Source organism: Paenarthrobacter sp. 10L420 (assembly GCF_056395385.1).
Map to the genome: position 1 here is coordinate 1 of NZ_JBFTJK010000019.1, position 23,968 is coordinate 23,968.

Annotated in this window: 23 protein-coding genes; 13 read left to right on the forward strand and 10 right to left on the reverse strand. The window is 59.7% G+C overall.

Going from position 1 to position 23,968, the window contains the following annotated elements; genetic code table 11:
• Positions 1 to 404 precede the first annotated feature (404 nt).
• On the reverse strand, positions 405 to 2,573 hold the full coding sequence (locus AC1DD5_RS21095; RefSeq protein WP_477522688.1) for an amylo-alpha-1,6-glucosidase: 2,169 nt from the start codon (positions 2,571 to 2,573) through the stop codon (positions 405 to 407).
• A gap of 562 nt (positions 2,574 to 3,135) precedes the next feature.
• On the opposite strand from AC1DD5_RS21095, the gene AC1DD5_RS21100 reads away from it, so the two are divergent.
• The 5 genes from AC1DD5_RS21100 (at position 3,136) to AC1DD5_RS21120 (ending at position 8,003) form a co-directional block, all read left to right on the forward strand.
• The gene (locus AC1DD5_RS21100) at positions 3,136 to 4,431 is read left to right on the forward strand and encodes an MFS transporter (protein ID WP_442017957.1); all 1,296 of its coding nucleotides are present in this window, start codon (positions 3,136 to 3,138) and stop codon (positions 4,429 to 4,431) included.
• Between the two features lie 368 nt (positions 4,432 to 4,799).
• Complete coding sequence (locus tag AC1DD5_RS21105; protein ID WP_442017956.1) at positions 4,800 to 5,591, forward strand: gamma-glutamyl-gamma-aminobutyrate hydrolase family protein; 792 nt, start codon at positions 4,800 to 4,802, stop codon at positions 5,589 to 5,591.
• 215 nt (positions 5,592 to 5,806) lie between these two features.
• Positions 5,807 to 5,965, forward strand: coding sequence for a hypothetical protein (locus tag AC1DD5_RS21110; protein WP_442017955.1), 159 nt, complete (start codon positions 5,807 to 5,809; stop codon positions 5,963 to 5,965).
• A 38-nt stretch (positions 5,966 to 6,003) separates the two neighbouring features.
• Positions 6,004 to 7,059 carry an NAD(P)-dependent alcohol dehydrogenase gene (locus tag AC1DD5_RS21115; RefSeq protein ID WP_477522689.1) on the forward strand — a complete coding sequence of 352 codons (1,056 nt, stop codon included), beginning with the start codon at positions 6,004 to 6,006 and terminating at the stop codon, positions 7,057 to 7,059.
• 245 nt (positions 7,060 to 7,304) lie between these two features.
• Positions 7,305 to 8,003, forward strand: coding sequence for a FadR/GntR family transcriptional regulator (locus tag AC1DD5_RS21120; RefSeq protein ID WP_477522690.1), 699 nt, complete (start codon positions 7,305 to 7,307; stop codon positions 8,001 to 8,003).
• A gap of 376 nt (positions 8,004 to 8,379) precedes the next feature.
• Here AC1DD5_RS21120 and AC1DD5_RS21125 read toward each other — a convergent pair whose 3' ends face one another.
• The 4 genes from AC1DD5_RS21125 to AC1DD5_RS21140 all read right to left on the reverse strand — a co-directional run bounded on the left by AC1DD5_RS21125 (position 8,380) and on the right by AC1DD5_RS21140 (position 13,277).
• Positions 8,380 to 9,621 carry a metal-dependent hydrolase family protein gene (locus AC1DD5_RS21125; protein WP_442017952.1) on the reverse strand — a complete coding sequence of 414 codons (1,242 nt, stop codon included), beginning with the start codon at positions 9,619 to 9,621 and terminating at the stop codon, positions 8,380 to 8,382.
• A gap of 931 nt (positions 9,622 to 10,552) precedes the next feature.
• Positions 10,553 to 11,296: an amino acid ABC transporter ATP-binding protein gene (locus AC1DD5_RS21130; RefSeq protein ID WP_477522691.1), complete on the reverse strand. Its 744-nt coding sequence runs from the start codon at positions 11,294 to 11,296 to the stop codon at positions 10,553 to 10,555.
• Entirely contained in the window at positions 11,296 to 12,408 is a 1,113-nt protein-coding gene (locus AC1DD5_RS21135; RefSeq protein WP_477522692.1) for an amino acid ABC transporter permease, read from the reverse strand. The genes AC1DD5_RS21130 and AC1DD5_RS21135 overlap by 1 nt, the downstream gene beginning before the upstream one ends.
• Entirely contained in the window at positions 12,405 to 13,277 is an 873-nt protein-coding gene (locus AC1DD5_RS21140) for an ABC transporter substrate-binding protein (RefSeq protein ID WP_442017949.1), read from the reverse strand. The genes AC1DD5_RS21135 and AC1DD5_RS21140 overlap by 4 nt, the downstream gene beginning before the upstream one ends.
• Positions 13,278 to 13,764: 487 nt before the next feature.
• Between AC1DD5_RS21140 and AC1DD5_RS21145 the strand changes: the two genes are divergently transcribed.
• A complete protein-coding gene (locus tag AC1DD5_RS21145; RefSeq protein WP_477522737.1) occupies positions 13,765 to 14,046 on the forward strand; it encodes a substrate-binding domain-containing protein in 282 nt (93 codons plus the stop codon).
• Positions 14,047 to 14,137: 91 nt separating this feature from the next.
• Here the strand turns inward: AC1DD5_RS21145 and AC1DD5_RS21150 are convergent, their stop codons facing one another.
• From AC1DD5_RS21150 to AC1DD5_RS21170, 5 genes are all read right to left on the reverse strand, one after another.
• On the reverse strand, positions 14,138 to 15,631 hold the full coding sequence (locus AC1DD5_RS21150; RefSeq protein WP_477522693.1) for an NAD-dependent succinate-semialdehyde dehydrogenase: 1,494 nt from the start codon (positions 15,629 to 15,631) through the stop codon (positions 14,138 to 14,140).
• Positions 15,624 to 16,535, reverse strand: a complete 912-nt coding sequence (locus AC1DD5_RS21155; protein WP_477522694.1) for an alpha/beta fold hydrolase — start codon at positions 16,533 to 16,535, stop codon at positions 15,624 to 15,626. Before AC1DD5_RS21155 ends, AC1DD5_RS21150 begins: the two co-directional genes overlap by 8 nt.
• Complete coding sequence (locus AC1DD5_RS21160; protein ID WP_477522695.1) at positions 16,522 to 16,932, reverse strand: hypothetical protein; 411 nt, start codon at positions 16,930 to 16,932, stop codon at positions 16,522 to 16,524. Before AC1DD5_RS21160 ends, AC1DD5_RS21155 begins: the two co-directional genes overlap by 14 nt.
• Positions 16,933 to 17,020: 88 nt before the next feature.
• A complete protein-coding gene (locus AC1DD5_RS21165) occupies positions 17,021 to 18,346 on the reverse strand; it encodes an MFS transporter (RefSeq protein WP_442017944.1) in 1,326 nt (441 codons plus the stop codon).
• A gap of 171 nt (positions 18,347 to 18,517) precedes the next feature.
• Complete coding sequence (locus AC1DD5_RS21170; protein ID WP_442017943.1) at positions 18,518 to 19,195, reverse strand: GntR family transcriptional regulator; 678 nt, start codon at positions 19,193 to 19,195, stop codon at positions 18,518 to 18,520.
• A 151-nt stretch (positions 19,196 to 19,346) separates the two neighbouring features.
• Between AC1DD5_RS21170 and AC1DD5_RS21175 the strand changes: the two genes are divergently transcribed.
• The 7 genes from AC1DD5_RS21175 to AC1DD5_RS21205 are packed head-to-tail and all read left to right on the forward strand — an operon-like array spanning position 19,347 to position 23,947.
• Entirely contained in the window at positions 19,347 to 20,465 is a 1,119-nt protein-coding gene (locus tag AC1DD5_RS21175) for an alcohol dehydrogenase catalytic domain-containing protein (RefSeq protein ID WP_442017942.1), read from the forward strand.
• The gene (locus AC1DD5_RS21180; protein ID WP_477522696.1) at positions 20,462 to 21,214 is read left to right on the forward strand and encodes an SDR family oxidoreductase; all 753 of its coding nucleotides are present in this window, start codon (positions 20,462 to 20,464) and stop codon (positions 21,212 to 21,214) included. Before AC1DD5_RS21175 ends, AC1DD5_RS21180 begins: the two co-directional genes overlap by 4 nt.
• Positions 21,208 to 22,119 carry an NAD(P)-dependent oxidoreductase gene (locus tag AC1DD5_RS21185; protein WP_477522697.1) on the forward strand — a complete coding sequence of 304 codons (912 nt, stop codon included), beginning with the start codon at positions 21,208 to 21,210 and terminating at the stop codon, positions 22,117 to 22,119. The genes AC1DD5_RS21180 and AC1DD5_RS21185 overlap by 7 nt, the downstream gene beginning before the upstream one ends.
• Positions 22,120 to 22,147: 28 nt before the next feature.
• Positions 22,148 to 22,582: a carboxymuconolactone decarboxylase family protein gene (locus AC1DD5_RS21190; protein WP_442017939.1), complete on the forward strand. Its 435-nt coding sequence runs from the start codon at positions 22,148 to 22,150 to the stop codon at positions 22,580 to 22,582.
• Positions 22,569 to 23,393, forward strand: coding sequence for an N-acyl homoserine lactonase family protein (locus AC1DD5_RS21195; RefSeq protein ID WP_477522698.1), 825 nt, complete (start codon positions 22,569 to 22,571; stop codon positions 23,391 to 23,393). The genes AC1DD5_RS21190 and AC1DD5_RS21195 overlap by 14 nt, the downstream gene beginning before the upstream one ends.
• Before the next feature lie 8 nt (positions 23,394 to 23,401).
• On the forward strand, positions 23,402 to 23,716 hold the full coding sequence (locus AC1DD5_RS21200) for a putative quinol monooxygenase (protein ID WP_431114755.1): 315 nt from the start codon (positions 23,402 to 23,404) through the stop codon (positions 23,714 to 23,716).
• 12 nt (positions 23,717 to 23,728) lie between these two features.
• Positions 23,729 to 23,947 carry a hypothetical protein gene (locus tag AC1DD5_RS21205; protein ID WP_442017937.1) on the forward strand — a complete coding sequence of 73 codons (219 nt, stop codon included), beginning with the start codon at positions 23,729 to 23,731 and terminating at the stop codon, positions 23,945 to 23,947.
• The last annotated feature ends 21 nt before the right edge of the window (positions 23,948 to 23,968 follow it).

Below are 23,968 nucleotides of genomic sequence, written 5' to 3' on the forward strand. Positions count from 1 at the left end.
TGGCAGCGTCAGCTGCGACCCCGGTAGGCTCGTTCAAGGCTCGTGGTCCTGTTCCAGGTTGAATGCTTAGACACACTCATCCCAGCAGGGCCACGGGCCCTCTTGTCTTCAACGACACGAACTCACTTCCCCACCAACCACGAAGAGCCAGGTTACTGGCTACTGATCGCAACGCCAGCTTGTCATGCCAGACCGTTGCCCACGTTCATCTATCGGAGGCAAAGCGATTCACGACAGCGCCAATGGGTTCTATTGAATTCGAGGCATCGCTCCGAGTGCCGTGGCGCCGGACTGGTGGCTCATGGGCCGGGCCGGCCTCAAAGCCGTCGGCGTTCTAGGCGCGAAACCATGAAGTACAAACGCGACAACCTCATGGGCACTCTGAACCTGCTCCTTAGCCTTATCTAGCCCCCTGGCATCCGTTTCGAGTGCTGCCTGGCTTGATCCACAAGCTCAGTCATCCATGGCCGGTGCCCACGGTGGAGTGTCAAGCCCTCGGCCAGTCCGCTCACTGTGCATTCGGACCCGAAGACATCGATAGTGACGGGTCCGCGGCCCGTCGGGGCATTGGTGATATGTAGTCGGCCAAAGGACTCCGGGAGCGCCGGATCCAGCCACAAGCCTCCACGGGAAACGTGCGCGTCGTATCGCATCAGGCTCGTCACCAGCGCGATCGGAGCAGTTGCTGCCCATGCCTGCGGCGAACAAGCAGTGGGATAGGGCACGGGCTGCGCCACCTGTCCCCTATCAAAGCCGCAGAAAAGCTCGGGCAGCCGTCCGTTGGAGTACTCGGCGCCCTCCAGCAAGGCGGTGGCAATACGTTGTGCCTGCTCAACGAAGCCGTAACGTACTAGGCCCATGACAATGATGGCGTTGTCATGGGGCCAGACTGAACCGTTGTGATAGCTCGCGGGGTTGTAGGCTCCCATGTCGCTGGCCAGAGTCCGGACTCCCCAACCGCTGAACATTTCTGGAGACATTAGTCTTTCAACCACCAACGGCGCCTTGTCGTCGTCGACGATGCCAAACCAAAGACAATGACCCATGTTGGACGCGCACGCATCGACCGGACGCTTGTCGCGGTCCAGTGCGATGGCGTAGTAGCCACGCTCTGGCAGCCAGAACTGCTCATTGAACTGCTTCTTTAGCCGCTCCGCGCGGTCCATGAGTTCGGCCCCCAGCGACTCGTCACCGACGTCGTACGCCATCCAGGCCCGTGAAACATACGCGCCGTAGACATAGGCTTGCACTTCGCATAACGCCATCGGTGGCTCCGCCAGGGTACCGTCGGCAAAATTTATGCCATCCCACGAATCCTTCCAACCCTGGTTGATTAGGCCCTGATCGTTGAGGCGCGCGTACTCGACAAATCCGTCGCCGTCTTTGTCCCCGTAGTCCCGGATCCAAGCTAACGCACGGTCGGCATGGGGTAGCAGAGCAGCGGTGGTATCCGGGGAAAACCCCCAGCGGCTCACCGCCCCGAGCATCATCACGAACAGCGGTGTCGCGTCGACGCTGCCATAGTAGGCGGACTTGCCACCCAAAGCCAGCCCGCTGGAGACATCAAGCCTGACTTCGTGGAGGATCTTGCCGGGCTCCTCCTCGGTAACCGGGTCCACCACCTTGCCTTGGCGGTCCGCCAGCGTTTGCAGGGTGCCCAAGGCCAGGGATGGGTCAACGGGAAGCGCCATTAGAGACGTCCAAAGCGAGTCCCGGCCAAACAAGGTCATGAACCATGGCGCCCCCGCGGCTACAACCACACGCTCCGGATGATCCGGATCCTCGATCTGCAAGGCCCCCAAATCGTCGTAGCTGCGTCGCAAGGTCCGCTCGATGGAATGGTTACCCATCTGCAACACTGGGATTTTGGCCACCCACCCCCGGCGGCGCAGATCGCTGGGTGACGGTCCGCGGAGGTCCGGATGCATGAACGGTTCCACGTGATCGGCTCGGTCACCAGACGGCACTACGCTCAGTACAGCTTTCCAGTCGCTCGCTGGCCCCACCACCGTCCGGTATGTCAGAGCATCCGCCTCCACCTGAGCACCAATGGCCGTAATAACAACCCCTTTGCTGACCTCCTCCCAGAGTGCCTGAATGGTGAGTGAATCACTGTTCGGTCGTCGACTTTCGTCCCAACGCCGCTCGATCTTGGCTTCCTTCACTTCGAACACATCGGCGAAATCAGCCTCAACGCTGAGGCGGATCAGACATTCGACTGGACTTACCGAATAATTCCGAACGGTGATCTGCTCCAAGAGCCCAGCACCTACTTCGCGTAGCCGCTCAACAATTAGCGGGCTGTCTGCATAGCCGTCTGAACGGGGAACACGGCCGATAAAAAGTGCCCGGTAGGGTTCCTTCGTCTCCGCTGACAGTGGTTCAAGCGATTGGCCGTTGATAGTCAGGGCCCAGTTGGACAGAATCCGCGTGTCTTGAACAAAAACTCCCTGGGGGTAGCCCGGCAGGATGTCGCCGTTGGACGAGGAGATGCAGAAGGACGATCCTTCCACTAATGTGACCGCCCCGCTCCCCAACGGCCCTGCCGCAGTTTCTGCATTCCATCCCGCCATGTCCGATCCCTTCGAAAGGGTTTTTATGCGGCAATCGATGCGAGCTCCGGCCCGACTGCGGCCACCGTATTCATTGACATATCAGACGCTACGCTTCTCTTTCTTCCGGGACCAGACCGTGAATTGACTCGCAAAACCTCCACCAGGCGATTCGACCGTGGAAGGGCCCTACAGAAGTAAATCAGCATCTTCACGCCGACGAACGGAGCCCCTTCGTTGGAAATAGATGCCGGTGCTGGATCCGACCATGCCGAAGTCGCTTTGCTCGGCGAACGGTCCTGCCATTACTACCGCGGCGGTGTCGGGCGAACGGTTCGCCACACGCCTGGGAGCCGCTAGCGCCTAAATCCTGCCTAGCGGCCTCACTTCACGTTTGGTTGAGACCTTGACAACCAAAGGGTGTGTGCTGTGTCATATTCCTAATGCCTAAAGGTATTAGGTGTGAACCACAAGCCTAATGCGCACACCCCATGGGCCTCAGTCCACGTCCACCCCCTGGTCCCCAAATCTCAGGGACTTTTCTCCGTTCTAAGACGCAGCACCCCACCCCATAGGAGTCATCGTGACCCAAGCTCCATCAACCGCGGCCAGGCCACCAGTTACTGCAGGCTCCATCCCGCGGCGGCAGCTCGCCGCCGCCGCCGTTGGAAACCTCATCGAGTTCTTCGACTGGAACGCGTACGTCTTTCTGGCGGTCTACTTTGCAAAGCAATTTTTCCCAGCGGATACGGATCCGATGGCTGCCTTGATTGCCACTTTCGGAATCATGGCCATAGGCTTCCTTGTGCGTCCGATTTCGGGTCTGGTCATCGGAAAGATCGCGGACCGCCTCGGACGCAGATTTGCCCTCATGCTGACCGTTTACGGCATGGGCGGCGCAGCCCTCGTGATCGGGCTGACCCCGACGTACGCCCAGATCGGCATAATGGCGCCCATCATCCTGATTCTTGCCCGAGTGGTCCAAGGGATCTGCATCGGTGGAGAGTTCGGCGCGGTGACTGCTTTCTCCATGGAAGTCGCTCCCGAAGGACGCCGCGGATTCATTTCGGGCGTGATCTACGCCGTCGCGTGCGCCGGTCAAATTCTGGTCACGCTTCTTGTCGCCCTCGCGACATGGACGCTCTCACCGGCAGACATGACCAGCTGGGGATGGCGTGCCATCTTCATCTTCGGCGCAATGCTGTCCTTTGCCGGTATCTGGATTCGGCGCGGAATGGCAGAGACAATCGACACCGAGCCTGCCAAGCACGAGCCGCTGGGGATCTTCGACGCCATCCGCCAGCATCCGAAAGCGACCCTGAAGGTCGTTGGCCTGACAATCGGCTACACGGCGATGACCTACGCATGGGGAAACTACATGCCGACTTACGCGGCGACCTATAAGGGCCTGGACCCCAAGTACGGGCTCGTTTCATTGGCAATAGCAGTGTCCATAGTCGGCGTCGCTTCCATCGGGATCGGCCGACTGACCGACCGCTTCGGCCGTAAGCCCATTCTGCTGACAGCAGGTGTCCTACTAACCGCTGGCACCGTACCCGCACTGGCGCTGCTCAACGACCAGCTCATTACCCTGGTTATCCTCCAGACGATCGCCATGAGTACCCTTGCTCTGATCGCCGTAACGGCGGCACCGACGTTCGCTGAAATGTTCCCGAAGAAGTTTCGCGCCGCAGGACTGGGCTTCCCATACGCCGCCACTGTGGGCCTCGTGGGCGGCACCACTCCACTGGTCGGCACTCAGTTTGTCGCTTGGGGAGCGCCCCTTGCATTCCCGTGGTACCTCACCGGTTTGATGGTCATCTCAGTCATCTTTTACGCAACCATGAAGGAAACTGCGTTCAAACCAATTCCCAGCTAGTAGCTGAACCTCTTCATCATGATCCGGTTTGGCCACGAGAGCAGGTGGTTTGATGCCGTTGGTGGCATCAAACCACCTGTTCTGGCGCATCCCTGATGGGCCCTGGCCAGAAACTGTCAGAGCCTTGATCGCCCCATCAGACCTGCCCTGGATGAACGCCGGCGGAGCTTTGGGCCCGAAAATCCCGTCAACTACACATCACAGTCAAGTTCGAGACACGCTCGCCGGAGACATGGCAGCCGCCTTGACATGTGCTCTGGTTGAGGATCATCCTTTTAAGGTATGCGGTGTAGACCTCATACCCTAAAAAATAAAAAAACTGCAGCCAATTCACTGCTCGCTAAACCCCTGAGGAGAACACCTTGACCATGACAGAACCAACTCGCCCGAGAATCGGCATTACAGCCCGGCTCTCCCGGTTGGGTTGTGGATCGAGTGACCCGGCCATGCAAGAGGCAGAAAAGGCTTTTGATTCGGTAGTCGCCCTGATTCTCGAATCCGGCGCCGAACCTGTCATCATCGGCCCTGGAACCGACGAGGAACTCATGGAGAGGTTCGCCCGCTGCCACGGATTCGTGCTCCCTGGCGGCGGAGATGTCAACCCTGTTCTATTCGGCGGCCCGGACGATGATCCGACCCTGTTCGGGGTCGACCCGGAACAAGACCGCATTGACATGGCTGCCATCCGATTCGGCCTCGACAACGGCCTGCCTGTGTTGGGCATCTGCCGCGGGATGCAGTTATTGAACGTTGCCCGTGGCGGTTCCCTGCACACCGACCTGCGTCCCAGCAGCGTCTCCCACTACGAATTGCGCCATAACAACACCATGGATTTTGCGGTTCACGAAGCTGAGCTGGAGGCCGAAAGCCGGGTTTCAGCCGTCTTTGTAGGCGCAGCCCGGATTAAGGTCGCGTCATTCCACCATCAAGCCATCAATATCCTCGGTGACGGCCTGCGCGTCACAGCCCACGCCGACGACGGTCTCGCCGAAGCCATCGAACTCACCGGAGAAAACTGGGTGCTTGGTATCCAGTGGCACCCGGAGGCAAACCTGCCTGAGGCCGAACTGGGGCAACCGCTCTTCACCGCACTGAAAAAGGAGGCGGAGCTAACGCTCCTTCGCCTGACGACTCCCAACTTCGAATGCCAGGAGGCCTAACATCATGAGCAAGATTGTGGACTTCATCCGCCCCGCAGAGCGACTGGACAGCGTCCGGCCCTCGACCATTCGCGGCCGTCTTCAATCGTTCCGTGCAGATTGAGAGCCCGGCAACTACTACCCGGCCACCGTCCTGACCGATATCCCCGCCAATGCGGATGTCCGCACCGAAAAAATCTTTGGCCCCGTCGCAGGGATTTACACCTTCGAGATGGGTGGCAGACGCTCTCGACGCCGACATGACCGCACCACCGCCGGCCCGCAGCCGGCCCCTCCCCCTCGGTGGAACAAACCAATCCGGACTCCACGGGCACGCGGGCACCGAAGGCCTCGAGGCCTGCCAGGAAACGAAATACACCGGAATCCTGCTCTAAGAACCAGCCCACCCCATACTCCCCGAACTGGAGCCGCTTTGTACACCGTACCTGCTTATTCCGCCGCCGGCCCCGGCGAACCGCTCATTCTCACCACTGTGGAACGACGGGAGCCTGGGCCTAGCGACGTCCTGATCGAAATCAAGTACGCCGGCATTTGCCATTCGGACATTCACACGGTTCGGGGCGACTGGGGAGCCCAGAAGTATCCACTCTGCCCCGGCCACGAGATAGCCGGCATCGTTGCGGGCAAGGGCTCCGACGTGACCCGGTACGCCGTCGGCGACAGAGTGGGCGTCGGATGCTTGGTCGATTCCTGCCGCGAATGTGCGCACTGTCTCGCGGGTCAGGAGCAGTACTGCCTGAACGGTGGCGTCGGCACGTATGGTTCCATTGACCGCGACGGGAGTATCACACAGGGCGGTTACTCCACTCACGTTGTAGTGACAGAGGCATTCGTACTTCGAATCCCGGACGCGCTAGCCCTTGACGTGGCTGCGCCACTGCTCTGTGCGGGCATCACCACATACTCGCCGTTGCGCCACTGGGGAGCGGGCGCTGGGCGGAAAGTGGCCATTGTTGGCATGGGCGGCCTGGGGCACGTGGCCATCAAGATTGCGGCCGCCCTAGGTGCCGAAGTCACAGTCCTGTCCCAGTCACTCGCCAAGCAAGAGGATGGGCATCGTTTTGGAGCAACCACTTACAAGGCAACCAGCGACCCGGAGACCTTCAAAGAGCTAAGCGGAGTCTTCGACCTTATCCTCAACACCGTCAGCGCACCGATCGACATTGACGCGTACCTCGGGATGCTGGCGTTCAAGGGAACTTTGGTAAACGTAGGAGCCCCAGCTCAGCCCTTGCCCGTCAACGTCTTTTCGTTGCTCCGCAACCGGCGCTCGTTTGCCGGCTCGGCCATTGGGGGCATTTCTGAAACCCAGGAAATGCTCGACTTCTGCGCCGAACACGCCATCGGCGCGGAGGTGGAGGTTATCTCAGCCCGGGACGTCAACGACGCTTACCGACGAGTCATCGATTCTGATGTCAGATACCGTTTCGTCATCGACGCCACCACTATCGCCGGAAGCAGTGAGTAGGGTCACAACTGGCATTTTCCATGACCCTCTGGGAGAGGATGGCATCCCCAAGACCGAGGTGACCACTGCTGCAATCCATGGTCCGAGGTCCTTCCGGAAGGACGATGGGCCGACGCCGGACCGCCGCCGGCAATCCGTGGAGGAGGTGCTCGGCGATCTCAAGGAGTTGCAGGCAAACAAAAAAATTTGCTGAAGTCTGGGCTACCTCCACCAAAAGGACACCCTTTGGCCTTAAGCTGGGACCTATGTCCGATCAAGTAACTTCCGTCTCTGTTCCCCAAGGCGTGGCCGAATACGTCAAAGGCTTGATACATCGCGGCGAACTGGGCCCGGGTGACAGGCTCCCTCCGGAGCGGCAGCTCGCAGAATCTCTCGGCGTGGCAAGAGTAAGTTTGCGGGAGGCCTTCAAACAGCTTCAGGAAGAGGGCTACATCGTGGCCCGCCGGGGCAAGAGCGGCGGTAACTTCGTTACGGCCCTAAGCCAACCGCTCGCCGAATGGCGCCGGAACATGCTCGAACGCGAAGATGAGCTGGACGATCTCACAACGATGAGAGTTGCCGTAGAGTGCCACGCGGCTAGCTTGGCAGCATCGCGTCGGACATCAGCCGACTTGGAAGCTATGCTCGCCGCGATTCACCAGCAAGCCGCCGCTACCAACCACACCGAGTTCCGGTTGGCGGATGCTTCCTTCCACGATGCAGTTGCCAAGGCGGCAGGGAGCAAAAGGCTGGAAAACGCGGTCCGGCACGCCCGCAGTGAATTATTCAGCCCCGCGGACATGTTGGACCACCCCGATCCAATGGAAGATGATCAACTGCAACACAAGCTCGTGTTCGAAGCCATACGGGACGGTGATCCCTCACGCGCACATCAAGCGATGCAGGATCACATTGAGCACACACGGCAAGAGATCCGCCGAGTCATCGAAAGCGGACGCAAATAGTTTCCACTTCCGTCCCCTAATCGAGTAGCAGAGCGGGGCAGGGGGAACCGCGCTAAGCCGTCCTGGGCGGTGCCCGCCGCCACCCTGGCAGCGCCATCGCAGTGCCTTACTGTCTAGAATGATTCTGACCAGTCCTCCGCTGCCATCCTTCAATCAAGACAGCATAGGGATTCATCTAGGCATGGATCCATGCAGCTTCGAGACTTCCCGCCTCTACCCCACCGCCTAAATACGATGGCAGTCTCGACCAACAGATTCACTCATGACGAGGCGTAGAATCCGCTGTCGGGCAGTAGATGGCGGTGGCTGGCGGTACGCAAGTGTCCCAACTGAACCTCCTGATTCAGCTGGGACGTGTAACCGGGCAGGCCATGCGCTAGGAGTGCGGGTGGTACTTCGGCGCAACAACCGCATCGTTCCATGACCTTGTGGACGTAAATTCGGGATGATACTCGGCGCCCCTTGTCACGACCCCCATCACGTTTCGAAGAGAGGCAAGGTTCCTGCGGGGTTCACCCATGATGGCAACGAGATCCGCGTCATGGCCCGGGGACAAGGCCCCTGTCACACCCTTCAAACCCAAGGAAGTCGCCGCAGAAGCCGTGGCCGCCAGCAGCACCTCATCATTGGTCATGCCCAGTGCCGCCATGCCCTCCAGGCCAGCCACATATTCAAGATGGCTCGCGTGACCGATACCGGCATCCGTACCGGCAACAATCCGAATGCCTTGGTCCACGAACTTACGCATCATGTCGAACGGCACAAATTCGCTGCCATCCATTACGGTGAACCACGCGATGTTCAGGGTTGAGCAGACGAAAACGCCACGGCTCGCCGCCAGCTGAATAAGTTCGGGACGTTCCTGCCGCGATCCGTCCGCCATCCGGAAGCTGAAATGCTCCAAGCTGTCCACTCCAGCTTCGATGGCGCGACGGATACCTTCTTCGCCGTGGGCATGCGCCGTGACCATAAGGCCATAGCGATGTGCTTCCTCGACGATGGCCCGCAGCTCCTCAAGCGTGAACTGAGGCTGCGAGGGCATCGTTCCGGGAGTCAGGTCTCCACCGGTCGACATGATCTTTATGCAGTCTGCCCCGTCACGCCGGGCGGCTCTGACCTTGCGCCGGACTTCCTCCACACCTTCACACTCACCACCGAAGAACCAGCAATGACCCCCCGTGATGGTCAGAGGCGCCGTGACCGTCAAGAGGCGGGGGCCCCTAGCGTAGCCTGAATCAATTGCCCTCTTCGCTGCCTGGTCCAAGAGATCAGGCGCGCCCAGATCACGCGCCGTCGTCACACCAGCGCTGAGCAACTCCCGGGCGTTTTTCAACATGCATGCGAATTTTTGGCGGTCATCTGAATTGTTAAATGCGGTCAGCGGGTCCGGACTCCCATCCAAGGCCAAGTGAACGTGTGTGTCTATTAGCCCGGGAAGGATCGTGGACCCCGGCCCGAAATCGCGTAAGGAATGGCCTTCGCCGACCAAGTCGCCCAGAGGCGCCAGCGCAATGATCTTGCTGCCGTCCACAAGAATCCCTGAGCCGTGGAAAGACTCAATGGAGACTCCTCCATGGTCAGCCGTGATCAGCGTTTCTGCCGTATAGATCGTGCCCACTGAAGTCCTTTCAACGTGCCTTTGTCGGCACTCGGCGGTTTGTCACAACAGCGGCTCTCCGGGTGGACCTGCAAGACGCCAGCCGGGAGGAGCTACTCCGTGCTCCGGCCGACCGCATTGTTGTGCGCGCTGTTTAGCTAAATTAGACAAGGTATTAGGTGTGTACCATACACCTTATGTTGATGGCAGGCAACGGCGTCTCAATCACATCTTCCGACCTGATGTTCCTACGACTCCTCAAGAGGACGATGCAATAAACGAAACCTTTGATCTTCGAGCATCGCCCGGGCCAAATCTGGACGCGCCGGCGCCGGGGCAACGCGTCACATTCCGGAAACCAAACGGTGAATCGGGGATCAATAAGCGGTCTTGGGACAACGCCAGCACCTCCCCAGTGCCTGGAACTGTCCTGCTGAGGATCCCCGGCCCGACGTCCCGGCAGCCGAAGTATATGGAAAGTCGAAGCATGCGCCGTCGCTCCCGCCGGAATCCGGGAGGTGTGGGCCCTGGCGTGCGGTTAAGATGCCTTCAGCTACTACATTGTCGTCCGGCCAGAGAGACCGGCGGCAACTTTGCCAGCGCAGGAGCCAGCCGCTGCAGAATGGCGCCGCAGCATGCTTGGAAGTGCAGAGCAGCTGGACGACCTTACAACCGTGAGAGTTGCCATAGAGTGCGTGCCGCGACTTTGGCAGCAACGCGGCGAACAGTAACGGTCTTGACGCCATGCTGGCTGCAATCAGCCAGCATGGCCTCTGCATCCAATTCACGAAGATGGCCCGGCCGGCCTCCTCTTGTGAGGAAGCCTGCCGGGCAGCTTTATGTTTCAGTTTTCGAGCCATGGAAAGACTTGGGAACTTGTGGAATGCTCTCCCGCGAGTGCCGGACTAACCATCCGGCCGGTTGAAGCGTGTGTCGTGGGTCGATCCAGGGTTTAGAGGCGCCCGGCCTCCACAATCTGGCGAAGGAATTCGCGCGTCCGTGGCTGCACGGGGTCGCCGAACACCTGTTCGGGAGGGCCTTGTTCCAAGAGGCGTCCTTGTTCCAAAAAGACGACAAGGTCAGAAACTTCGCGCGCGAAGTGCATTTCATGTGTCGCCAGCATCATGGTCATCCCATCTGCCGCGAGCTCACGAACTATGTTGAGAACCTCAGCGACTAGCTCTGGGTCAAGTGCGGAGGTGATTTCGTCCAGAAGCACAGCTTTGGGCTCCATCGCGAGTGTTCGCATAATCGCTACACGCTGCTGCTGGCCCCCGGAAAGTTGTTCGGGGAAATAGCTCGAGCGGTTTCCGAGGTTGACCCGCTCGAGGAGTGTGTAGGCGCGTTCACGCGCTACATCAGGGCGAAGTCCCAGGAGCTTGATCGGACCAAGGGCAACGTTATCCAATACGCTCATGTGCGGGAAGAGGTTGAAGGACTGGAATACCATTCCTACCGCCCGGCGCAGACTATTGACGTTCACCCCGGGGCCACTGACCACGTCTCCGTCAATGCGGATCTCGCCTGTATCTATCGGCTCCAGAGCATTAATGCAGCGCAGCAAGGTCGATTTGCCCGATCCGGAGGCACCAATCAAGGTGACGACCTGATGCCGCTCGACCTGGAGGTCGATGCCTTGCAGCACGGTGTGGGCGCCGTAACTTTTATGCAGGCCGGCCAACTCAATGAACGACATTATTTACCTCCCTTTCGTCCGCGGCGGGTAACGCCTCGCGCCAGCATCCAATCAACGAAGCGGGTTTGCGGGATAGTGATCAGTATGAAGAGTACGGCGACAACTGTTACTGACGAGAGGTTGAAGTTCGCCGATGAATAGAATTTGGCCTGGTTGAACGCATCCATGGTGCCAATAATGTTTACCAGCGAAGTGTCCTTCTGAAGAGAAATGAACAAGCTAAGCAGCGGCGGGATCACGCCCCGCACGGCTTGGGGCAAGATAACAAATCGGAGCGTCTTGCCGAACGAGAAGCCGAGCGAACGGGAAGCGGACCACTGGGACGGATGGATTGCTTCTATGCCCGCCCTATAGGTCTCGGCGGTATAGGCACTGAAAGTCAGAGTCAGCGCGATGATCGCGAACCATTCCGGCGGCAGATCGGACAATACCGGAAGCTGCAGCAGAGGCAAGCCGAAGCCTACCAAGTAGATGACGATGATCGCCGGCACTGCGCGCAGGCAATCGATGTAGGCGATGGCAATGGCCCGAACAGGCCGCCAGGCATTTCCGGGGGCAAGGCGAGCTACTGCCAGCAGCAGACCGAAAGTAAGAACGAAGATCTCGGTGATGACCGCAATCCAAATGTTCAGGCCGAAGGCTGCGAAGATGTCACCTACGCTTTCAGCCATGAAGTCCCAGCGCAGGAAAGTCCTCTGGATGATGGCTTCGTTTACGGTGAGCAGCACCGCACCTGTGATGACGATGAGGACTGCAATGCCGAGCCCGAAGGTGAAGGTCGCATCATGCAGGGATGCTGCGCCACTCGCCCGGGCGTCGAGAATCCGTCCTTCACGCACTTCCTTGGAAGCACGGAGAGACCGGCGCAAGGACCGCACCGCGATCCACAACACGGCAGCTGCCGACAATACGCCGACAGTACTCAAAAGCCAGCCGACAACATACGTGGTGGTGCCTTCTTCGGAGCCATTCATCGCGGCGGCACCGAGTGCCGCGACTGAAAGTACTAGGAACAGGGCGAAAACTGCAGCCGCCGCCGAAAGAGCGAGACTCCTTGGCGGAGGGCTGAGACGTGGCGCCGCCGCTAGAGGCGAGGCAGCAATCGACGTCACTTGACGACCCAGAACGGGACGGAATTAGGGTCAACTCCGAACGTGGGCTGAAGGTAGTCAGCGGCTAGAGACTTCAGTGTCCCGTCAGAATCCAGGTCGCCGACGGCCTTGTCGACAGCCGCGGTATTCTCCGAGTTGCGCGGAAGCACAACGCCGTAGCCCTGATCGAGAGCTATCTGACCCGTTACGGCGAGAGCACCCCCTGTCTCTTTCACGCTGGTCAGGGCGATTGTTGTGTCGGTAACGACTGCGTCGACCTGTCCGGCACTGAGCGCAGTGAAGATGTCCGCAGCGGATTGGAAGACTGCTGCGGACTTGGTGGGCTTGAGCACTTCTGCCACCCACTGTGCGCCTACGTTGCCCTGGAGGACTGCGATCTTCGAGTCACGGAGGGTGTCGGCCGTGACGTTTGAATCCTTCTTGGTCGCTATGCCAAGGTTTGAGGAAAAATACCTCCGTGAGAAGTCAAAAACTTCCTTGCGCTTATCGGTAATTGTCACTGTTGCCAGTCCAATGTCGTAGCCGGATGCCGTTCCGGAGATGAACTGATCCCATGCAAAGTTTTTCAGTTGAACTGATTTGAGGCCGGCACGGTGGGCGATATCTGCGGCCATGCAGTATTCAAATCCGCTCTTGACCGAATCGGGGTTAGTGCCATTGGACCATCCAGGGTTTGGCAGAACGACGGCGACCGTCAGGACATCGGGCTTTTGAGTTTTGAGCTTGATGCTGTCCGGCTGGCCAGTGACTTTGCAGTCTCCGAAGCCGGAGGCGCTGCTGGACGAGCTCGAGTTTGCGTTGCCACCACATGCGGTCAGGGCGAGAGCCCCGATCGTCACAGCGACGGCGGCAAGGAAGTGCTTCTTCATCTGGATGCTCCCAAGGAGAGTAGTGAGAAAGGACGGCAGCCTAAAGGTGCGACAGAGACCGCAGTGAATAGATAGCCCATCCTTGGCGTAATGGTCCTAGATATGGTCCATTGGCCTGCAAACTATGAAACATGACACAGTTTCAGGTGTCAAGGGCTTCTAAGTGTCGGAGCCGAAGGCCGAGCGCAGCGGCTTGACATCACCTCACAAACCCGCCATTCTTGTAAGGTATTTGGATCACACCTAATACCTAATTCCCTTAAACCGACGCTAACCGGTCGACACCTCGCTCAAGGGCACATTTCGGCCATATCTGCGACGCAGTTCCCGCTGATCGGCATTCCAGTCCGCCTCTCCGGCCTTGGTTGCGGGGTCCCCCGTCCGCACGAGGGTGAGAGTGCTTTTGATCCAGCGGTCGCCCTGATTGGGCTGCGTGGGTCGCGGAGCGGCCCACCTCCGTCTTCGTCAGTTCGGACCAACAGGCAGTGTGCTGCTGTGCGCCCTCCACGAAACTGGCCTGCGAGTACTGGAAGACCTCGCGGTTTTCGCTTTTGATGGCTCACCCGAATCCGAATACACTTGGCCCCGGCTTAGTACAGTCGCCCGGCCCGTGAAGGACCTCGGACAAACCGCCCTGGAAGCCCTCCTGCCCCCCCCCCCCCCCGGCTGGAAGCGAAACCCAAACCAAGATCTTCCCCAGCGAACTCGTACTGCGCACATCCTGTGGCTGCCACTGACACCAACAAAGCCTTCCCGACGACTTTCTTAGGCATGGAATGGCCCCCGCCCCTGTTGCGAGCAAAGGGCGGGGGCCAGCGTGAGGGCGACGATCAGCGCTTATCAGCGCGAGGACATCGCGTTTAGACTGCGTACGGGTCGGGGATGGCGATGTACTGCGCAGTGGTGTATTCGGCGAGGCCTTCGGCGCCACCTTCCCGGCCGAGTCCGGACTGCTTGACGCCACCGAACGGAGCCGCAGCGTTGGAGATCATGCCGCTGTTGAATCCGACCATGCCGAACTCGATCTGCTCGGCGACCCGTAGCATTCGGGCGTGGTCGCGGCTGAAGAGGTAGGAAGCCAGTCCGTACTCGGAGGAATTTGCCAGGCGGATGGCTTCTTCCTCAGTGCGGAAGGTGGTGACCGGAGCAACGGGGCCAAAAATTTCGCTGGCCAGAATCGTTGCATCGTGCGGGACGTTGGCCAGAACGGTGGGCGGATAGAAGTAGCCCGCGCCGTCGCGCGGTGCGCCGCCGGTTGCCACAGTGGCCCCTTGCTCTACTGCTTCGGTGACCAGGGCGTGGATGTCCTTGCGGGCACCACCATCGATGATGGGCCCGACGGCGGTACCCGGGTCAGTGCCTCGGCCCAGCGTCAGTGAACCCATGGCCGCAGCAAACTTCAAGGTGAAGACATCTGCGACCGATTCGTGCACCAGGAAACGGTTGGCTGCGGTGCAGGCTTCGCCCATGTTGCGCATCTTCGCTGCCATCGCGCCTTGTACAGCCTTGTCCACGTCGGCGTCCTCGAACACGATGAACGGAGCATTGCCGCCCAACTCCATCGAGGTGCGGAGCACGTTGTGCGACGCGTCCGCAAGTAACCGTCGGCCTACCGGCGTCGAACCCGTGAACGAGACCTTCCGAAGGCGCGAGTCCTTCATCAGGGGCCCCGAGATCGCTGACGCGGATGATGAAGCGACGACGTTCAGCACACCGGCAGGCAGGCCTGCTTCCTGCATCACCTTGGCGAACAACAGCGACGTCAGCGGTGTGAACTTGGCTGGCTTGAGGACCATGGTGCAGCCGGCCGCAATGGCCGGAGCAACCTTTCGAGTGGCCATGGCCAGCGGGAAGTTCCACGGTGTGATCAGCAGGCACGGCCCCACGGGCTTGCGCTGGACCAGTATCTTGTTCTTCCCCTCAGGGGACGTGAGGTACCGGCCGTAATCGCGGACGGTCTCCTCTGAGAACCAGCGCAGGAACTCGGCGCCATAGGTCACTTCGCCGCGTGCCTCAGCCAGAGGCTTACCCATCTCCAGGGTCATCAGCAGCGCAAAGTCTTCGGCCCGTTCGGTGACAAGTTCAAAACCGCGACGCAGGATTTCCGCCCGGACGCGAGGGGCGGTCCGTGCCCAGGACGCTTGAACGGCGTCGGCAGCATCCAGTGCTGCCATCGCATCGGCGCTGGTGGCGTCTGCGATCTCCAGAAGCTTCTTTCCGGTTGCGGGGTCTTCGACGACGAACGTACCGCCACCGCTGGCATCGCGCCACTGGCCATTGATCAGCAATCCAGTGGGAACAGTCGAGAGCAGAAGGCGCTCGAGTTCGGGGGTGACAGTGGCCGTTTCAGACATTGGGGGTTCCTTCCAAGGCAAATGGGTCGAGATCACTGACGACCTCTGGGTGGAGCTCATCAAGGATCGGCAGCAGGTGAGTCTTGAACAGCGGGTAGTTCTCGGCCATCGGGAAGTGCCCGATGTCCTTCATCGCGCCACCCTTGGCCCCCGGAATTTCGGCGATGGCATCTGCGGTGTCGGCTGGAGTGCAGGCGTGATCGTATTCGCCCGTGAGAAGGTACACGGGGCAGGCTTCGGTGTCGATCTCGTGGCCCCTTCCCCTCAGGTCCAGATCCTGAGAGTAGAAGTAGGTGTCACCCCGGTAAATCCCCGGGCCACCTTGACTGTAGATCCACCAAACCTCTCGCCGGGAAACCTCAGGGCTTTGCGGCGCCATGAGGCTCGACGTCCAGGTGGGCACAGATTGCTGGGCATTAACATCCGGCCGCAGGGACCAGTCCTGGAAGCGCCCGTTGACCTTGAGCGCTCCTGACAGGCCAATGACTCCGCCGATTTCGTCAGCGTGCCTGCGAGCCAATTCGAGCACGAGGGACCCAGCCATGGAACAACCAATCACTGTCGGTTGATCCAGGTTCAGGGCGGCGGCAAAGTCGCGGACAATAGCGACGTAAGCATCGGCGGTGAGTAGATATTCTTCTTCCCACCACCCTTCGGGTGGGAGTGACCGGCCGTGCCAGGGAAGGTCGAACGCTACCACTCGGAATCGGCTGGTGATCTCCGGATCATTAAGCAGGTGCCGGAACTGTCGGGAATCCGCTCCCGCCGTGTGCAGGCAAAGCAGGACAGGTCCGGTGCCGGCTTCTTCGAAGTAAATGCGCTGCTCCCGGCCCGACGAGCGCAGGTTCACGTAGCGGCCAACGACATCTTCGAATCGGGCTGCTGAAATCTCAGTGCTGGACATGGAGAGCCTTTCCGAGGTCCACGAGGCGTGAGAGGACCCTCAAGTTGCGGACGAGTTCGACGTCGGAACCGCCTAGCGTTACATCCGGGCTGTTCTTTCCGAGCGCAAGTAGGTCATGCAGCAACGGTTTAGGTTGGGGGTCGAAGATCTGTCCCCAGCCAACTGGTGTGGCCGAAATGACAATGTGGTCAAGCGGCAAGTCTTTCCAGGGCGTGGGAATGAGGCTGGAACCGTGGAAGTTCAGGGCAACCCGCCAATGGCCTGGCGAAACGGCGTCAATCCAGAAGTTGCTGTATCTGCCGATGACCTGAAGCTCCCGATCACCGTGCACTGCATTGGCTAGATGGGTGAACCACAATTCCGAAATGGCAGGGGGTGTGCCGGTAGTTGAAGTCATGAAATATCTTTCTGCGTTCGGGGACGGACTCACAGTGCTCGGTTGGGAGGCCCGGACAATAGCCCCGGCCCTGCAACCGCGATAAGACTCAGATGCTTAGTTCGTCCACGCGGACGGCGGAGTTGGCCCTGCTGTCACGAATTGTTTTTGCAGTGACGATGGCGATGAAACCCAGCGCTGCCGAGATGACCATGTACCAAGCGACCGCGTTGCTGGACTGATACTGCTGAATCAGGAGGGTCGCGATGATCGGCACTGGTGCGGAAGTGACGATGCCACCGAGCTGATATGCGAGGGACGTCCCTGTGTAACGCACTTCCGTGGGAAAGAGTTCTGCCGTGAAACCTGAGATCACACCATACGAGACCCCATGAAGGATGGGAAGCGCGATCACGAGGGCCAAAAGGATCCCCCAAAAGGTTCCCGTGCTGAAGAGAGCGAAGACCGGAAAGGCACCCAATCCCACCAGGACGCAGCCGGTCAGCAGGACCTTCTTCTGGCTGTACTTATCCGCGAAGGTGGCGAAGAAGGGCAACGTGAATACCTGAAGTGAGGCGGCGATCATCAGCGCAACGAAGATCGTGCTTGACGGGATGCCGAGCTGTTTGGGGCCATAGCTGACCAGGAACACGGTTGCGATGTAGAACGTAAAGTTCGGAGCGAACCCGCAGAGAATACCGTGCATGAGTGAGCGCTTGTGGTGCTTGAAGACCTCGAACGCCGGTACCTTGGGGACTTCGTTCTTTTCCTGGATTTCCAGGAACTCAGGAGACTCGGTGACTTTGAGCCGGATCCATAGGCCAATGATGACCAGCAAGATGGAGGCAACAAAGGGAATCCGCCAACCCCAGGACAGAAGCTGGTCCTGAGGCATGAGGGCAATAAGAGCAAAGGTGCCGCTGGAGAGAACCGTGCCGGCCGGGACGCCGGCCTGGGGGAAGCTGGCAAAGAATGCACGCTTGTTGGCTGGGGCGTGCTCCAAAGACATCAGTACGGCGCCTCCCCATTCACCGCCGACAGCGAAGCCCTGAAGGAAGCGGCAGACGACGAGCAGGATCGGAGCCCAGATACCGATGGTCGCGTAGTTGGGTAGCAAGCCAACGACCAACGTGCCAAGTCCCATCGCCAGCACCGACCAAACGAGCATCTTCTTCCGGCCGATCTTGTCACCAAAATGTCCAAAGAAGGCGCCACCGAAAGGGCGGGCGATGAAAGCGACCGCAAAGGTGGCAAAGGAGGCAAGCGTGCCTGCGAACGGGTCCAAGGTTGGGAAAAACTGGCTGTTCAGCACCAAGACTGTGGCGGCACCAAAGATGTAGTAGTCATACCACTCAATAGTGGTGCCGATGAAGCTGGCCATGGCGACCTTGGCCGGTGAAGGCGGCGACGCCAGTGTCGCGGATGATGCGCGCATTACGCTCAACCTTTCGAAGCAGAGTTGGAGAACCAGCTAGAGCTGGAGGTCATAAGACCGTATTACGGTCTTATGAGCTTAGAGGCCCTGTGTGACCCACGTCAACCGCGACGAAACAAAAAAGGCCCCGCTTCCGCCATCGGACGGAACGGGGCCAGAAAGGTGCCGGAATCAATTCGCCCGAAGTTTACGCATCTCCCCCAAGGCGGCTTCGGCAGCATTGCGAACATGCTCTTCGCACGCCGAACGGGCTTCATCAGGATCGCGATTGACGGCCGCCGCAGCCGTGATCCGGGTGATCTCAGCGATGGTGCGGGCGTCGCGGCCGGGTGACGCCAAGGAAAGCGTTCGGAGCATCTGCGTCCGCGCATTGACGCTTCGCAACATTCGTGCGATCTCAGCATTTCCCGTGCCGTCCAGAAGAACGTCGTAGTAGCGATCCTTCGCGGCTAGACGCTTTTCGGGGTCTCCTGAAGCCACTGCGGCTTTGACTTCGCCCAATCGGGAGACCAGCTCCGCGCACTGCGAATCGCTTGCCCGCTCCGCGAAGAGACTGCCAGCGAGGGATTCGAGGGCGCGGCGGACTTCGTACAGACTTTCCGCGTCATGGATGCTGAGCGTGGCAACTTCGGGACCCCGATTCGGAACCATTGTCACGAGGCCCTCAGACTCGAGCTGCCTTAGAGCTTCGCGTATCACGGTCCGACTCACGGAGTATTTCTCGCACATTACCGTTTCAACGAGTCGGTCGCCCGGAGCAAATTCCTGGGCAACAATGGCGCGGCGTAGCGCGTTAACCACTTCCGTACGGAGTGGGGCTGCTGTCCTGCGGATAGCGTCAATAGTCATGGCATTCCTTCTAAAGGGTTTCATCATCATACGCGATAACGCCGATAGTGGGACTGGACACACTCGCAAGTATTACTGTAATACTGGATTAGCGCGAAGTGCAGCTCATGAGAAATATGCCGCCGGCGACGGCGGGGACTGGAGTAGAACGATGAAGTTCAGAGGAGCGGTTCTGGAAACCATCGGGGCGCCCACGCCCTGGGAGGAAACAACCCCCATCAACGTTGCTGAATTGACCCTTGATGCCCCGGGCCGCGGTGAAGTACTCATTCGAATGGAAGCCGCGGGAGTGTGCCACTCAGACCTCTCGCGCGTCAGTGGTGTACGCGTCTGCGCAGTACCGATGGTCCTGGGTCACGAAGGCTCGGGCATCATAGAAGAGCTTGGGGAAGACTGCGACGATCTGAAGGTCGGGCAGCGGGTCACGATGACTTTCATGCCGCGCTGTGGTGAATGCGCTGCATGCACCTCCAGCGGTTGGGCACTCTGCCTTGAGGGCACCAAGGCCAACGCGGAAGGAACGCTGCTTCATGGCGACCGGCGTCTCCGCATTAACGGCAAGCCCCTTGACCACCACGGCGGGGTATCGGCGTTTGCCGAGTATGCCGTCGTGGACAAGCACTCGGTGGTGCCACTGCCCGAAGGCGTGCCCGCAGACGTTGGTGCCCTACTTGGGTGCGCCGTGCTAACGGGGGGCGGCGCCGTCATCAACGCGGCAAAGGTCCGGCCAGGCGAGACTGTTGCGATCGTCGGCATGGGCGGCGTTGGCCTTGCAGCTGCCCTTGTGGCCATAGCCGCAGGTGCAGCTGAGGTCGTTGCAATCGACATGCTCCCGTCCAAGCTGGAAACTTCGCTGGAAATCGGTGCAACTGCTGCTTACACACCAGCCGACGCAGCGGCCGCCGGCCTAAAGTTCGACGCCGTGATCGAGTGCGTGGGAAACCCCGCTGCGCTGTCCGGAGCCATCGACTTGACCAAGCCAGGTGGCCGAACTGTGACAGTCGGACTTCCACGCCCTGAAGCACGTCTGGAAATCTCGCCGTTGAGCCTGGTGGTTGAAGCCCGGCAGTTGATCGGCTCCTACATGGGCTCCGGTATTCCTTCCGAAGATATTGCCCGCTATGCCCAGATGTACCTGGATGGCGTCCTGCCGGTAGAAAAGCTCATCTCCGGCACCATCGCTCTGGACGACATCAACCATGCCATGGATGAACTCCGCGAAGGCAAAGTCATCCGCCAGATCATTGACCTTAAGGGAAGCGCCTCGTGAATTTCACCGATCAAACTGTCATAGTGACCGGCGCCGGCAGCGGTATCGGCAGGGCAGCTGCCCTCCGATTCGCTGAGCTTGGCGCCAACGTGGTCATTGCCGACAAGAACGAAACGGCTGCCCGGGAAGTTGCCGACGAGGCAGGCGCCAAGGCGCTTGCAGTCACCGTCGACGTCAGCGACTCAGCAAGCGTCCAGTCAATGATCAAAACCGTCGTCGATAACTTTGGGGGCATCGATGTCCTCTGCAACAATGCAGGATTCGGTTTCCCCGGGAACGTGCTGGAAATTGACGAGGACAACTGGGATCGCCTCATGTCCGTTAACCTCAAGGGCGTATACCTCTGCTCAAAGTACGCCATCCCGGAACTCGCGAAAACCGGTGACGGCAGGATCGTTAACACTTCCTCGTACACCGCGAACGTTGGCATCCGCGATCGCGCCGCATATGTGGCCTCGAAGGGCGGGGTTTCTGCCTTGACCCGGGCCATGGCCCTTGACCACGTGGATCAAGGCATTCGCGTCAATGCCGTCGCTCCAGGAACCATCAACTCGCCCTATTTCGACAAAATGATCTCCGAGTCAGAGGAACCGCAAAAGCTCGTAGACGCCCTTAACGGCCGTTCGCCCATGCATCGCATGGGCCGTCCGGAAGAAGTAGCCGAAGCCATTGTCTGGCTTGCCGCCAAAGAGTCCAGCTTCGCCACGGGATCTGTACTCACCATCGATGGAGGAACGTCGACATGGTAATCGCTGACACTCACGCTTCCCTGTTTGTAGGACTCGGCAACATGGGCCGGCCAATGGCCATCAACTACTCCCCCGGCCGCGAACTGTTCGTATACGACACGAATCCTGCAGTCGCCGCGGAGGTAGCTGCGGCGACGAACGGCACAGCTCTGCCGGACCTGGAGAACATCCCGTCACACGTGGGGACCGTGATCCTCATGCTCCCCAACAGCCGGATCATTGAGTCCGTCCTGCGCACCAGTCCGGGACTACTTCGGCAACTGGCAGCTGGAACGTTGATCATCGACATGAGTTCCTCCGAACCCGAAAGCACTGCCGCCCTCGCTGCTGAAGCCGCCGCTCTCGGCATCGATTACGTCGATGCACCGGTGTCCGGTGGTGTCGCAAAAGCCTTGACCGGGAAGCTTGCCATCATGGTTGGAGGCGAAAGCACCGCCGTCGAACGTGCCAAACGGCATCTTCGTAACCTTGGTGAGTCCATCACTCATGTCGGGCCCCCGGGAACGGGACACGCAGCAAAAGCCCTGAACAACCTGCTGTCGGCCACCAACCTCGCCGCCGCCGCCGAAATCCTTACGGTTGCCGCGACGGCTGGAATTGCGCCGGAAAAGATGTTGGAAGTCATCAATGGCTCCACGGGTCGGAGCCAGGCATCAGAGTTCAAGTACCCCCGCCATATCCTGACCGGCAGTTTTGATTCCGGTTTTGCCATGGACCTTATGCTCAAGGACCTCAAGATTGCCAGGAACCTCATTTGCCAGCAGTCCGCTGAAGCGCCGATCGTGCTCACTGCGCAAGAAACCGCCGAGAAAGCGCGGGAAATCCTGGACAGTGACGTCCCCGACCACACCGAATTTGCCCGATACTACGAAAAACTCAACGGCACGCCGCTGCGCGCTGGCTGATTGCCGCACCATCCGAAAGGACACCAGTATGACCATTGACCTCAACGACCAGACCGCCGAGGCCCAGACCTACATCGACGACATGGCGCGCAAACGCGGGTACGTGCTCGATTACCACAAGGTCATGGCCAAGCACGATTTTCCCGTACTTCAGGCGGCGAACCATGTCGTTTCCGCCGCCTACTTGGATGAGCGCACCCTTGACCGTAAGACAAAGGAACTCATCTTCATTGTGAGCCTCACGGTCATGCGCGCTTCCAAGGGCCACATCCAGTCCCACATCCGCGTAGCGCTCGACCTTGGCCTCACGCCGACCGAAATCCTCGAAGCGATCGAGATTTCGCTCCCCGAAGCCGGCGTCGTAGCATTCCAAGCTGGTTTCGAGGCTTGGCGCGAAGTGGTCGGCGCTGACGGAATCGAACCCTCCGTGGCCGTTCACGAGGGCGGCAATGGCGCCGGCTAAGAACGACGGCGGCTACCGGGTTGTCGCCGTTCGCGTCGGGACCCGGGCCACAGAACGCAGCGACATCTACCTTAACTACCGCTTGTACGGGGAAGACGACGGCCCGACCACGGTGGACTACTACTTCTGGGTCCTTCAAGGGTCGGAAGGAACCGTTGTCGTGGACACCGGCTTTGGCGAAGATGCCGGCCGCCGACGTGGCCGCACTCTGCTGTTGCACCCTGCCGAGGCACTTAACCTGCTGGGCATCGCCCCGGCCGGTGTTGATGACGTCATCGTGACCCACGGTCACTATGACCACATTGGCAACCTGGATCTGTTCCCGAACGCGCGGATACATATGGCGGAAGCAGAATACAAGTTCTGGACGTCCGCCACAGCTGGGCACATCCAGTTCTCCTTCTATTCAGAAGACGTCGAGATTGATCAGCTCCGCCTGGCAGAAGCCCAGGGGCGCCTGAAACTATTCTCGGGCGAAACATCACCGGCGCCGGGACTCAGGCTCGTGGAAGTCGGCGGCCACACGCCGGGGCAGGCAGTTGTCTACGTCCCCACCTCGGAGGGCGAAGTGCTGCTGGCCTCAGATGCTGTCCATTTCTACGAGGAGCTTGAGCGGGACATGCCTTTTACGGCAATCAGTGACCTGCCAGCCATGTACGAGGCCTTTGCCTTCATCCGGGAAGAAGTGCGGCAGCGCGGACTTACCGTCATCGCGGGCCATGATCCAGACGTGCTCACGCGTTTCCGCGCCTGCCAAGAGCTCCCCGCCGGGGCCGGCGTGGCCATCGGCGCATCCCACCAAGACCAATAGGAGACATCATGACCAGCACTTTCAATGTCGTTGCCAGATACAGAACCAAGCCTGGAACCACGGATGAGGTTCTTGGGCATCTGGGAAGAATGGCAGCCCAAACCCGCGACGAACCCGGCAACATCTCCTACGAATTCTTCCGTGGAGTTGAGGATGACCGGAAGATTGTCATCCTTGAGAGCTATCACACTGCCGAGGACTTCGATCTGCATCGGCAGACGCAACACTTCCTCACCATCGGGGCTGTACATATCATCCCCGAGCTGGAAGCGCGGACCGTTTCCACCTATGTCACTGCCAATAGCCCCGCAGAAGCTCCTTAGGAAGGCACGCGGATGGAAACAGCCTCCACCACCGAAGCCCGGACCAGTCAGAACTGGTCCGGGCTTCGGCCTACCCAGAACGTCCTGGTAAGTGAATCTGTTGGCGAGCCGTATCGGGCAACAGTAGACGCGATCACCGAAGACTGCACTGTCATCTGGGTATTCTCCGACACTACCCACCAGCGCAGGGCTTTCGACTACCGCGAAGGCGTCATCGTCTCCCCGGCCTAGTCATTAACCCGCCGCAGAACG